Source organism: Streptomyces lancefieldiae (assembly GCF_031845825.1).
Classification (GTDB): domain Bacteria; phylum Actinomycetota; class Actinomycetes; order Streptomycetales; family Streptomycetaceae; genus Streptomyces; species Streptomyces lancefieldiae.
In genome coordinates this window covers 231537-242695 of the sequence record NZ_JAVRFH010000010.1, presented here as the reverse complement: position 1 = coordinate 242695, position 11159 = coordinate 231537, and the positions used below count along the sequence as shown (strand labels likewise).

Here is an 11159-nt window from a genome sequence, read left to right as displayed (position 1 = left end):
GCACCACCGCCTTGACGGCGAGCACCGGGACCACGCCGGGCCGCCACCGCGCGTTGGCGCGGCGAAGAGTCCCCGGAGCACGACCGCCGTCACCCGCTCCGGCAGCCCCCGGAAGAGCGGATCACCCTCGGCCTCGGACCTCAGGGTCAGCGGCGTACTGCCGAACTCCGGCGCGCCGTGGCTGCCGCGGACCGTGCCTCCCGCGACCTGGGCGAGGAGCTGCCCGCCGAGACAGATCCCGAAGACGGGGGCGCCCCGCTCCAGTGCCTCGGCGACCAGCGCGCGGGTGGGCGCGAGCCAGGGCGCGCGGACGTCGTCGTCGGGCAGGTAGCCGCCGCCCAGCACCATGACGCCCTCGTGCTCCGGACGCCGGGGGAGCGGTGCACCGGCGTACGCGTGGACCACGTCCAGTGACAGCCCGTCCGAGACCAGCCAGTCACCGAACCGGCCCGGCCCGCCGCCCGGATGGTTCTGCACCACCAGCAGCCGCGACATCCGTCCACCCCCTGCTTCGCACCGTCATCCTTCGGACAACAGCCCACTGCCACGAAGCGGCGGGTCGCAACCCTCCGGGCGGGTCACAGACTCGCGGCGCGATGCGTCGGGTCGCCGTCGACAACCGTCAACAGCACCGGAACGTCCGCCAGTTCGGTGGCCGGCACGGTGAGCGGGTCGGTGGCGAGAACCGTCAGATCGGCACGATGACCGACGGCGATCCGGCCGGCCTCGTGCTCCTCGCCCGCCGCGTAGGCCGCGTTGACGGTCATGCCGCGCAGGGCCTCCAGCGCCGTCAGCGCCTGCTCCGGGCCGTGCGGGGCCCGGCTCAGGTCGCGGGTCGGCCGGCGGTGGCGGGCGCCCGCCATGACGCCCAGCGGCGGGTAGGGGGCGATGGGCCAGTCGGAGCCGAGGACCACGACGGCCCCCGAGTCGTGCAGGTCGCGGCAGCGCCAGGCCCGCGAGGCGCGCGGCTCGCCCAGGCGGCGGGACCAGTTGTCGGTGTGGTCGGCCCGGGTGAAGTCGCAGCAGTGGGTGGGCTGCATCGACGCGACGACACCGAGCTCGGCGAACCGGCGCAGGGTGTCGTCCGGGACGGTCTCGATGTGCTCGACCCGGTGCCGTACTCCGCGCCCGCCGTCGGCCTGGGCCTTCTCGACGGCGTCGAGGACATGGCGTACGGCCGCGTCGCCGATCGCGTGCGTGGCCGTGGGCACACCGGCCGGGTGCAGCTCGCCGATGATCCGGGTGTACTCCTGCGGGTCCGGCCAGAAGGCGTGCCGGGACTCACCGTGGCAGTCCGGCTGCTCCAGCCACGCGGTGCCGTTGTCGACGGTGCCGTCCATGAAGATCTTGACGCCGGCGGTCCGCCACAGCCGGCCGCCCGCACCCTGCTGCCCGATGAGCGCGCGCACCCCCTCGGCGTCGGTGCCGGGCTGGCACCAGGGCGCGACGCGCAGCCGCAGCGGGAGGCGGGCCGCCTCGTCCAGCTCGGCGTAGAAGGCGAGACTGTCGCCGTTCGCGTCCATCACATGACCACCGGTCAGGCCGGTGGCGGCCATGGCGCGCAGGGCCGCGGCGAGCCGGTCGCGGCGCTCCTCGCGCGTGGGCTGCGGAGCGATCCGCTCCACCAGCTCGCAGGCGGCGTCCTCCAGCAGCAGACCCGTCGGCCTGCCCTGCGCGTCGCACACCACCTCGGCCGTGGCCTGGTCGAAGGTGCGTGGCCCGTCCACCCCGGCGAGCTCCAACGCACGCCGGCTGGCCAGCATGGAGTGCGCGTCGAAGAGCAGCAGCAGCGCGGGCACGCCGTCGAGCACGGCGTCGAAGGGCGCCGTCTCGACCGGGCGGTCGGCGAAGACGTTGGGGTCCAGGCCCCAGCCGTGCAGCCACGCCCCGGGGGAGAGGTCCCGTACCGCGCGGGCCAGCGCCTCCCGCACCTGGTCGACGTCGGTACAGCCGGACAGGTCGAGGCCGTGGGTCAGTTCGGCGCCCGTGACGGGGTGGACGTGCCCGTCGACCAGGCCGGGTGTCACCACCGCGCCCCCCAGGTCGACGACGGTGGTCGAGGCGTCCGCGAGGGCGCGGATCTCCCGTTCGTCACCGAGGGCGGCGATCCGCCCGCCGACCGCGGCCAGCGCGGTCTGCGGCAGGAACGCGCCGGTGACCGGGTCGAGCAGCCGGGCCGAGAGCAGGATGAGGGAGGTGCGCACAGTCGCTCCTTGAGGGCGGTTCAGGGTGGTTCGGGTGGGTGCCTCCAGCCGGTCGCGGCTCAGGTGCCGGGCGTCGAGCCGGAGCCGGCTGATGTCGTCGAACGCCGCTCCGCCCGCCCCGGGAGGATTTCGTCGAGCCCGGAGCCGACGGCGTCGCCGGAGGAAGTGGCAACGATTACCGCACGTCTGACGGCTGGAGATGTGCGGATCCGCTTGTCCCGGACGCTCGACGACATGGAATCAATGCTATTGAGTGTGCGACCAACTAGCAAACAAGGTCGCATCCACGCTGAGGGACGAGACGCCCGGCAGCCCCCTGGTGACATCCTCTCCACCGGGCCCGTCGCACGCGCCCCGGCCGGCATGGACCGCGCCCTGCCGGCCGGCACCGTCGTCTCCTCACTGCTCTGCGCCGTCCTGTCGCGCGGCGGAAAGACAGATGCGCCGGCCGCCTGACGGGAGGTACCGTCCCCGCATGCCCGATGAGGACGGTTACTTCGGAGAGAGCGTCGCCGAGCGGTACGACGAGTCGTCGGCGGACATGTTCACCCCCGAGGCGGTGGATCCCGCGGTCGACCTGCTGGCCGAACTGGCCGGCGGGGGACGAGCACTCGAGTTCGGCGTCGGCACCGGCCGGCTCGCGCTGCCGTTGGCGGCCCGCGGAGTCCCGGTGCACGGCATCGACATGTCCCGCGCCATGACCTCCCGGCTGAGCGCCAAACCGGGCGGCGGCGCCATCGGGGTGACCATCGGCGACTTCGCGACGACCAGGGTGCCGGGCACGTTCACGGTCGCCTACCTCGTCTTCAACACCATCAACAACCTGACGACACAGGACGCGCAGGTCGACTGCTTCCGCAACGCCGCCGCGCATCTGGAGCCCGGCGGCTGCTTCGTCGTCGAGGTGGGCGTGCCGGAACTGCGCCGTCTGCCACCGGGGCAGAACGCCGTGCCGTTCCGCGTCGGCCCGACCGGGTGGGCGTTCGACACCTACGACACCGTCACCCAGGCGATGAGCTCCCACTACGTCACCCTCGTGGACGGACGAGCCGAGTACGAGCACTACCCGTTCCGGTACGTGTGGCCCGCCGAGCTCGACCTGATGGCCCGGCTCGCCGGACTGCGGCTGCGCGACCGGTGGGAGGGCTGGTCCCGGGAGCCGTTCACCCACGAGAGCCGCGGCCATGTCTCCGTCTGGGAGAAACCGGCCGGCTGACGCCTCGTCAGCGCCGCGACAGGTACAGGTGCAGGGCCTTGTGCAGCACCTTGTTGAGCGGGTAGTCCCACTCGCCGAGGTACTCGACCGCCTGGCCGCCCGCACCGACCTTGAACCGGAGCAGTCCCAGCAGGTGGTTGTCCTCGTCCAGCGTGTCGGTGATGCCGCGGAAGTCGTAGACGGCCGCTCCGCCTTCATGGGCGTCGGACATCATCCGCCACTGCAGGGCGTTGTTGGGCTGCACTTCGCGCCGACGGCCGGTGGAGGCGCCGTAGGAGTACCACACGTGCGTGCCGACGGTCAGCATCGTGGCGGCGGCGAGCACCTCGCCGTCGTGATGGGCGAGATACAGACGCATGCGGTCCGGGTCCTCGGCCGTCAGCGCGGTCCACATGCGCTGGAAGTACGCCAGTGGTCGCGGTACGAACCGGTCCCGTTCGGCGGTCTCGACGTAGAGCTCGTAGAACGCCGGCAGGTCCCCGGCCTCGCCCCGGACGACCTTGACGCCCGCCTTCTCGGCCTTCTTGATGTTGCGGCGCCACTGCTGGTTGAAGCCGCCCCGGACGTCCTCCAGCGACCGCCCCGCCAGCGGGACCTGACACACGTGGCGCGGCTGGCCGGCGGCGAAGCCGTCCTCGCCCCCGGACTCGGCCCGCCGCCAGCCCATCCGGCGCAGCCGCTCGGCGATGCCGTCCGCCCCGGGCTCGCGCACCGTGGCCTCCACGTCCCCCAGCCGCCGGGCCGCCGGGTCGGCGATCGCCGCCTTGACCGCCTCGGCACTCCAGCGCCGCGCCACCACGGGCGGCCCCATCCTCACCGAGAAGGCCCCCCGCTCCTTCAGGTACGCGAGCATCGGCTCCAGCCACCGCTCCAGATCCGCGGCGGCCCAGTCGATGACGGGGCCCTCGGGCAGATAGGCCAGGGTCCGCTTCAGCTTCGGCAACGGCCGCAGGAGCACCAGCCCCGCCCCCACGAGGTCGCCGCCCTCGTCGAACCAGCCCAGGCTCTCGGCCTGCCAGTCCGGCTTCACGTCACCCCACGAGGGTGTCTGCAGGTGGCTCACGGAAGGCCGGGCCGCGACGAAGCGCAGGTGTTCCTCGCGGGTGATGGCCTTCAGGTGACAGCTCATGGACGGTGCCCCTTTGTTCGACGTCGTTCGATGGGTGGGACGGCCGTCCGCGTCGGCGCGGTTGCCGTCCCGCACCTCACAGGGAATACCGGCGCCGGTCGATCCGCGCGCTGTGGTTCCGCACTTGCCCCCGTGTGCTCCGCCCGGCGCGCGGGGCCGCGCGAGAAGTGCCAGCGTGGACGTCACGGGCGGTGCGGGCGGGACGGACGGAGCGGACGGCCATGGCACGGGCGATCTGGACAGGCGTGATCACGTTCGGGCTGGTCTCCGTGCCCGTCGGGCTGTTCACCGCGACGGAGGACCACACGGTCCACTTCCACCAGTTGCAGCGCGGAACCTCGGACCGGATCCGCAACCGGCGGGTCAACGAGCGCACCGGCGAGGAGGTCGACGGCGGCGACATCGTCAAGGGCTTCGAGGTGGGCGAGGGCGAGTACGTCGTCGTCGAGCCCGAGGAACTGGACGAGATCGCGCCGGGCCGCTCCCGCACGCTGGAGATCACCGACTTCGTCGACCTGGACCGGATCGCGCCCGTCTACTTCGGCCGCACCTACTACGTCGCCCCGCGCGGCAAGGAGTACCTCAAGGTCTACGATCTGCTGCGCGCCGCCCTCGCCGAGACGGACAAGGCCGGCGTCGCCACCTTCGTCATGCGGGGCAGGCAGTACCTGACCGCGCTGCGCGCCGAGGACAGGGTCCTGGTGCTCCAGACGCTGCACTGGGCCGACGAGGTCCGCGACCCGGTCCGGGAGCTGCCCGAACTGCCCTCGGGCCGAGCGGGTCGCGGCAAGGAACTGGACATGGCGCTGCGTCTCGTCGACGCGCTCAGCGGCCCCTGGGAGCCCGACCGGTATCGCGACACCTACCAGGACAAGGTCCGGGAACTCGTGCGGGCCAAGGCCGAGGGCGAGCAGGTCGCCGTTGCCCAGGAGGCGCCCCGGGCCACCAACGTGGTCGACCTGATGGACGTTCTGCAGAGCAGCCTGGACCGGGCGAAGGACACCGGCGGCCGGAGGCCACCCGCGAAGGCGAGGAGCAGCACCGGCAAGCAGTCGTCCGCGCAGCGGAGGAAGGTCACCGCCCCCTCCCGCGAGGCGCCGCCGAAGCGTTCGGAACTGCGGGAGCTGAGCAAGGCTGAGCTCTACGAGCGGGCCACCGAACAGGACATCGCCGGACGGTCGAGGATGAGCCGCGACCAGCTCATCGACGCCCTGACCGGAGCCGGCGACCGCCGGAAGAAGACGACCGCCGCCTGAGACGAGCCGCGCACCGGTCGCGGCGCGGGTCCGGACCGCGGCTCAGTGGGTGGCGAGCATGCCTTCCCGAAGGCGGGTCAGCAGGCGCGAGATCAGCCGGGACACGTGCATCTGGGAGACACCGAGACGCTCGCCGATGTCCTTCTGGGTGAGCTCCTCGACGAACCGCCAGTGGATGATCTGCCGGTCGCGCTCGTCGAGCTCGGCGATCATCGGGGCGAGTGCGTGGAAGTCGTCCACGAGCGCGAGGGTGGCGTCGTCGGCGCCGATGAAGTCCGCCAGGGCCGACTCGCCGTCCTCGCTGCCGTTGATGGCGGCGTCCAGGGAGGAGGAGTTGTAGCCGTTGGCCGCCAGGCGGGCCTCGACCACCTCGTCCTCCGGGAGGCTCATCAGCTCGGACAGTTCGCGGGTGGTGGGGTTGCGGCCCAGACGGCTGCGCAGCTCCTCGGTGGCCCGGGCCAGCTGGACCCGGGCCTCCTGCAGACGCCGCGGCACGTGCACCGCCCAGGAGGTGTCACGGAAGAACCGCTTGATCTCGCCGACGATGTACGGCACGGCGAAGGAGGTGAACTCCACCTCGCGGGTCAGTTCGAACCGGTCGATGGCCTTGATCAGGCCGATCATCCCGACCTGGACGATGTCCTCCATCTCCTCCGGGCCCCGGCTGCGGAAGCGGCCGGCCGCGAAGCGGACCAGGGACATGTTCATCTCGATCAGGGTGTTGCGCGCGTACTGGTACTCGGCCGTCCCCTCCTCCAGTACGGTCAGCTGCTCGAAGAACAGCTTCGACAACTCCCGCGCGTCCTTGGGTGCCACCTTGGACGGGTCCGCGATCTCCGGCACGCCGGTGACCCGGTCGGTAGCCTGCACGGTCGTCATCGCCATGTTGTGCCCTCCCAGTCGATCGCCCCCGTCGTCCGACCGCTTGTCGGCCGGACGAGAACCGCCTACCCCGCCCCAGGCCCCGCATGCATGGCGGTGCGCCGACGTGGTGGACAGCGGGCTTCCGACGCCGTGTCAGAGGCCGAGGTGGAGGCGGACGCCGGTGCCCTCGTCGGTCGTGTGCACCCGCACCAGATCGGCCACGTGATGGACGAGCAGCAGTCCGCGTCCGCCGATCTGACCGCGCTCGGGGGGCCGCCGACCGGCCAGCGGATCGCTGAGCCGCCCCGTGTCGCGGACCTCGCACACCACCTGCCCCGCCTCGGCCCAGATCGCCAGCGTCCCGTGACCACCGCCGTGGACCACGCTGTTGGTGGTCAGCTCCGCCACCGCCAGTTCCAGGTCCTGCAACCGCCGTTCACCCAGCCCGAGCGACGCGGCCCGGCTCACCGCGAAGCGGCGCGCGTCGGGCAGCTCGGCTGCCCCGAAGGAGAGGATGTCGGCGTCCGGAGCGGGCCGCAGCGGCTCGTTGTAGCGGTCGACCACGGCACGCCAGTCGTAGGCGTCGCTGGCCCGCTCCCGGCCCCGGGCGATGACCGTCGGGTGGGTGACCAGGGCGTCGGCCAGGACGCCGGGGTCCAGCCGGGCCTCGTCGTACGGGCACAGGATCGTCGCGGACCGGCCCGCGAAGGCCGCGTTTATCAACGCCTCGTGCTGCGCGCATGCCGGGTACTCCGCCGCACTGCGCCCGGCCCAGATCGGCTCGCCGATGATGCGCACCCGTTCCTGCGCGTGCGCGTCGGCGAACGCCCTGAGGACGCCGGGAATGATCCGTCCCGGGTTGCGCCCCGCCTCGGCCATGTCCAGGAAGAGGACATCCTGCGCGTGCGCGGCCAGTCCCGCCCTGATCAGCTCCAGATTGGGGGCGGGGACGGCCACCGCCACCGGCTCCCCGGCGGCCAGCCCCTCGCGCACGAACGTCACCGTCCGCTCGGCGTACTCCTGCTCCGAGCCGTAGAACAGCGCCGGATGGGCGAAGGCGCCGTCGCCGGTCACCGTGTTCATCGGGGCGTCACCTCGATCCGGCGCAGGGACGGCCAGAACAGCTCCAGCACCCTGGGCAGCTGCGGCGGCGGCTGTTCCACCACGAACCGTCCGCCGGACAGGTTCATGGCCGTGACGGCGAGCGCCGTCACCCCGGCCACGTCGACGAACCGCACACCGGACAGCTCCACGTAGGACACGTCCGTGTGCCGCCGGGACAGCTCGGTGAGGGCGTTCTCCCAGGACCGGCGGGTGGTCACGCCGATCTCTCCGCTGGCACGGATGCCGGGACGACCGGACAGCGGGCCCACCTCCAGCACGGCCCCGCCCCGCGGCCGGCCCGGGCCGTTCCCGGGGCCTGTGGCATCCACACTCGGTCTCCTTCGGAAATCCGCCGGACGTCCGTACCACGGCCCGCCGTCGGGGCAGGGCCGCCTCTTTCGGTCAGGCAGCCTATCCCGGCGGCCGGCCACGGATGCCCCGCGGCGCTGATCCGTGGGCCGGCGCGGGGACAAACAGTGCGACGCGGGCGCGAAGCGGGGAACATGACAGGGGGGTGCGTCCCTTCCGAGGGCGCCCTCGGAAGGGAAGGCTGGGCATGTTTGAAGCCGACAACATTCGAGAATGGCGTGGGCAGGACGTCGTCGACAACGACGGCCGCAAGATCGGGACCCTGGAGTCCGTCTACTTCGACACCGCCACCGACCGGCCGGCGTTCGCCGCGGTCATGACCGGTCTGCCGACCCGGCGGCGTCTGGTCTTCGTCCCCGTGGACAAGGCCACCGTCGGGCCCGGCTATCTGAAGGTGACCTACGACAAGGGGCTGGTCAAGGACGCGCCCGGGATCGATCCGGACGGTGAGCTCGCGGCCGAGGACGAGGGCGCGGTCTTCGCCCACTACCACTTGCCGTACGAGCAGGGCAGCCGCGGCGAACGCCGGCTCGGCCGACGCTGAGGCGGTCCCACGAGCCTCTTCCGGTTCCGAGCCACTTCGAGGAAGACGACAGGCGGGGCCGCCCGCGCCGTTCCCGGTACGGGCGGCCCTCACGGCCGGGCCACCGTCCCTAAGCGAGTTCCGCGCCGCGTTGCGCGGCCTCCGCCTCCGAGGCCGCGCTGCCCGTCGCCAGGGTGCCGCCGGCGCTCTCCAGATGGGCCCGCACGAACCACTGGAACTGTTCCAGGTTCCTGAGCCGGCCGATCAGGAGGTCCTCCGTGGCGGTGTCGATCTTGCCGGCCTCCTCGACCGCCGCGCGCATGCCCTCGATCACGCCGGTGTAGACGACGTCGAGCGCGCCGAGGTGCGCGATGGCGTCGGCCCGTCCGATGGAGTAGTCGTCCCACTTCCGCTCGGCCACCAGCGCCCCGGGCGTCCCCTGCGCCACCCCGCCGAGCGCGGCGATGCGCTCGGCGACGTCGTCGGCCATCTCGCGCACCTGGTCGACCTGGGGGTCGATCATCTCGTGCACGGCGATGAAGTGCGGTCCCACGACGTTCCAGTGCACGTGCTTGAGGGTCAGATGCAGGTCGTTGAGGGCGTGCAGACGCAGCCGCAGCACGCCGATCAGCCGTCCGGCGGCCTCGCGCTCGATGCCGGGGACCGTGTACTTCGGGGTCAGGTCGTGCGTCATGGCGGACCTCAGCTCCTCATGCGTCGCGTACGTCATTGCACCTGCACGGATGCCCCGCATCGGCGGCGGCAGACATGCGCGGGCGCCCGAGGAGGTCAGGACGGAGGGGCCGGCAGGGGCGTCGCGCCGAGCGCACGCGCCGCGTGGACGAGGTTGGACGCCATGGCCCGGCCGGTGGAGGTGGACCAGTCGTGCCCTCGGTCGTCGTCGAGGTAGTCGGGACCGGGCCCGGGGCCGAGGTGCCAGTAGGTCCAGGCCTGGCCGGGAACGGTGTAGCCGATGTCCGCCAGCGCGCCGCTGATCTCGCTGATGACGTGGTGGGCACCGTCCTCGTTACCGGTGACCAGGACCCCGGCGACGCGGTTGTAGGCGACCGGGCGCTGCTCGTCGTCGGTCTCGCTGAGCATGGCGTCCATGCGTTCGAGGACGCGCTGGGCGACCGAGGACGGGCGGCCGAGCCAGGTCGGCGACGCGACGATCAGGATCTGCGACGACAGGAGCTTCTCGTGCACGCCCGGCCAGTCGTCGCCCTCACCCATGTCGGTCTCGACCCCGGGCTTCAGGTTCAGGTCGACGGCCCGTACGACGTCCACCTCCACCCCGTGGCCTTTCAGGGCCGCGATGACCGTGGCGGCGAGGGCCTCGGTGTTCGACGGCCGAGGCGAGGGCTTGAGGGTGCAGTTGATGACGAGTGCGCGCATGCCTACCCCTCTTCCCCGGGTGGCGGCCCTGGACCGTCGGACCGCGAAGCCGTTCACCCGCCCGGCCGCACGGCGGCGCGGCGCTCATCTGTCCGTGCCGATCCAAGTCGCCCTTCAGGACGCCCTGTTGCTGTGCCGGGGGTGACGACCCGCTGGGGGGCGGTCGCCGCGGCGGCGTGGCGGTCGGCCCGAACGCCGGCCCGGGACCCCGTCGGGGTGCGTCGACTACTGTCGGCCGTATGGCTGACGAGAGCTTCCGGCATCCACGACTCGCCGCGGTGTACGACGCCCTGGACCCCGATCGCAGCGACCTCGACGCCTACGTGCGCATGGCGGAGGAGTTCGGGGCCCGGCGGGTGCTGGACATCGGTTGCGGAACGGGGGTGTTCGCCCTGCTGCTGGCCGACCGCGGCGTCGAGGTCGTCGGCGTCGACCCGGCCGGGGCCTCCGTCGAGGTGGCGCGGCGCAAGGCGGGCGGCGACCGGGTGCGGTGGATCGAGGGCGACGCGACCTCGCTGCCCGCGATGCGGGTCGATCTGGCGACCATGACGGCGAACGCCGCCCAGGCGATCACCGACACGCAGATGTGGCACAGCACGCTGCGGGGCGCGTACGAGGCCCTGCGACCCGGCGGGCGCCTGGTCTTCGAGACCCGGGACCCGGCCCGGCGCGCCTGGGAGGAGTGGAACCGCGAACGGACGTACCGGGTCACCGAGATCCCCGGTGTGGGGGCGGTCGAGAGCTGGTGCCGGTTGGTGGAGGTCAGGTGGCCGCTCGTGAGCTTCCGCTGGACCTATGTCTTCGCCTCGGACGGCGAAGCGCTGACCTCCGACTCGACGTTGCGTTTCCGCGAGCGACAGGAGGTCGAGGCGGACCTGCAGGCGCAGGGGTACGTGGTGGAGGAGGTGCGCGACGCTCCCGACCGTGCGGGCCGGGAGTTCGTCTTCGTCGCGCGACGCCCCTAGGCCGGCCGGGCGGCAGGGCACGCTCCACGTGTCGGTTCCGGCTCGGTGGAACCGCCTGCGGGGTCGGCCGGGGCGCTGCTCGACCCATGAGACGTTCCCACGCCTTCGCCTCGTGCCGCTCGTGCCCCCGTTAG

General features: G+C 72.5%; 12 protein-coding genes. 4 read left to right on the top strand and 8 right to left on the bottom strand.

Annotated features, from left to right (window positions below):
* Nucleotides 1–495 (bottom strand): type 1 glutamine amidotransferase (locus RM812_RS13445; protein ID WP_311572727.1); only part of this gene is annotated, 495 nt, incomplete at its 3' end.
* An 83-nt stretch (nt 496–578) separates the two neighbouring features.
* Complete coding sequence (locus RM812_RS13440; RefSeq protein WP_311572726.1) at nt 579–2204, bottom strand: amidohydrolase; 1626 nt, start codon at nt 2202–2204, stop codon at nt 579–581.
* A 475-nt stretch (nt 2205–2679) separates the two neighbouring features.
* Here RM812_RS13440 and RM812_RS13435 point away from each other — a divergent pair, with 475 nt between their 5' ends.
* Complete coding sequence (locus RM812_RS13435; protein WP_311572725.1) at nt 2680–3420, top strand: class I SAM-dependent DNA methyltransferase; 741 nt, start codon at nt 2680–2682, stop codon at nt 3418–3420.
* A 7-nt stretch (nt 3421–3427) separates the two neighbouring features.
* Here RM812_RS13435 and RM812_RS13430 read toward each other — a convergent pair whose 3' ends face one another.
* Nucleotides 3428–4549 carry a lipid II:glycine glycyltransferase FemX gene (locus RM812_RS13430; RefSeq protein ID WP_311572724.1) on the bottom strand — a complete coding sequence of 374 codons (1122 nt, stop codon included), beginning with the start codon at nt 4547–4549 and terminating at the stop codon, nt 3428–3430.
* 221 nt (nt 4550–4770) lie between these two features.
* Between RM812_RS13430 and ku the strand changes: the two genes are divergently transcribed.
* Entirely contained in the window at nt 4771–5805 is a 1035-nt protein-coding gene (ku, locus tag RM812_RS13425) for a non-homologous end joining protein Ku (RefSeq protein WP_311572723.1), read from the top strand.
* 42 nt (nt 5806–5847) lie between these two features.
* Here the strand turns inward: ku and RM812_RS13420 are convergent, their stop codons facing one another.
* The 3 genes from RM812_RS13420 to RM812_RS13410 form a co-directional block, all read right to left on the bottom strand.
* On the bottom strand, nt 5848–6690 hold the full coding sequence (locus RM812_RS13420) for an RNA polymerase sigma factor SigF (protein WP_311572722.1): 843 nt from the start codon (nt 6688–6690) through the stop codon (nt 5848–5850).
* Between the two features lie 132 nt (nt 6691–6822).
* Nucleotides 6823–7752, bottom strand: a complete 930-nt coding sequence (locus tag RM812_RS13415) for an anti-sigma factor RsbA family regulatory protein (protein WP_311572721.1) — start codon at nt 7750–7752, stop codon at nt 6823–6825.
* Entirely contained in the window at nt 7749–8102 is a 354-nt protein-coding gene (locus RM812_RS13410; protein ID WP_311572720.1) for an STAS domain-containing protein, read from the bottom strand. The genes RM812_RS13415 and RM812_RS13410 overlap by 4 nt, the downstream gene beginning before the upstream one ends.
* 227 nt (nt 8103–8329) lie before the next feature.
* Between RM812_RS13410 and RM812_RS13405 the strand changes: the two genes are divergently transcribed.
* The gene (locus tag RM812_RS13405) at nt 8330–8686 is read left to right on the top strand and encodes a PRC-barrel domain-containing protein (protein ID WP_311572719.1); all 357 of its coding nucleotides are present in this window, start codon (nt 8330–8332) and stop codon (nt 8684–8686) included.
* A 109-nt stretch (nt 8687–8795) separates the two neighbouring features.
* Here RM812_RS13405 and RM812_RS13400 read toward each other — a convergent pair whose 3' ends face one another.
* Entirely contained in the window at nt 8796–9359 is a 564-nt protein-coding gene (locus RM812_RS13400; RefSeq protein ID WP_311572718.1) for a Dps family protein, read from the bottom strand.
* Between the two features lie 95 nt (nt 9360–9454).
* On the bottom strand, nt 9455–10060 hold the full coding sequence (locus RM812_RS13395; RefSeq protein WP_311572717.1) for a flavodoxin family protein: 606 nt from the start codon (nt 10058–10060) through the stop codon (nt 9455–9457).
* 239 nt (nt 10061–10299) lie between these two features.
* On the opposite strand from RM812_RS13395, the gene RM812_RS13390 reads away from it, so the two are divergent.
* Nucleotides 10300–11025 carry a class I SAM-dependent methyltransferase gene (locus RM812_RS13390; protein ID WP_311572716.1) on the top strand — a complete coding sequence of 242 codons (726 nt, stop codon included), beginning with the start codon at nt 10300–10302 and terminating at the stop codon, nt 11023–11025.
* Nucleotides 11026–11159: the final 134 nt, after the last annotated feature.

Coding starts and splice junctions, on each gene's coding strand:
- RM812_RS13435 (WP_311572725.1), top strand. CDS start 2,680: ATGCCCGATGAGGACGGTTACTTCGGAGAGAGCGTCGCCGAGCGGTAC.
- RM812_RS13430 (WP_311572724.1), bottom strand. CDS start 4,549: ATGAGCTGTCACCTGAAGGCCATCACCCGCGAGGAACACCTGCGCTTC.
- ku (WP_311572723.1), top strand. CDS start 4,771: ATGGCACGGGCGATCTGGACAGGCGTGATCACGTTCGGGCTGGTCTCC.
- RM812_RS13420 (WP_311572722.1), bottom strand. CDS start 6,690: ATGGCGATGACGACCGTGCAGGCTACCGACCGGGTCACCGGCGTGCCG.
- RM812_RS13415 (WP_311572721.1), bottom strand. CDS start 7,752: ATGAACACGGTGACCGGCGACGGCGCCTTCGCCCATCCGGCGCTGTTC.
- RM812_RS13405 (WP_311572719.1), top strand. CDS start 8,330: ATGTTTGAAGCCGACAACATTCGAGAATGGCGTGGGCAGGACGTCGTC.
- RM812_RS13400 (WP_311572718.1), bottom strand. CDS start 9,359: ATGACGCACGACCTGACCCCGAAGTACACGGTCCCCGGCATCGAGCGC.
- RM812_RS13395 (WP_311572717.1), bottom strand. CDS start 10,060: ATGCGCGCACTCGTCATCAACTGCACCCTCAAGCCCTCGCCTCGGCCG.
- RM812_RS13390 (WP_311572716.1), top strand. CDS start 10,300: ATGGCTGACGAGAGCTTCCGGCATCCACGACTCGCCGCGGTGTACGAC.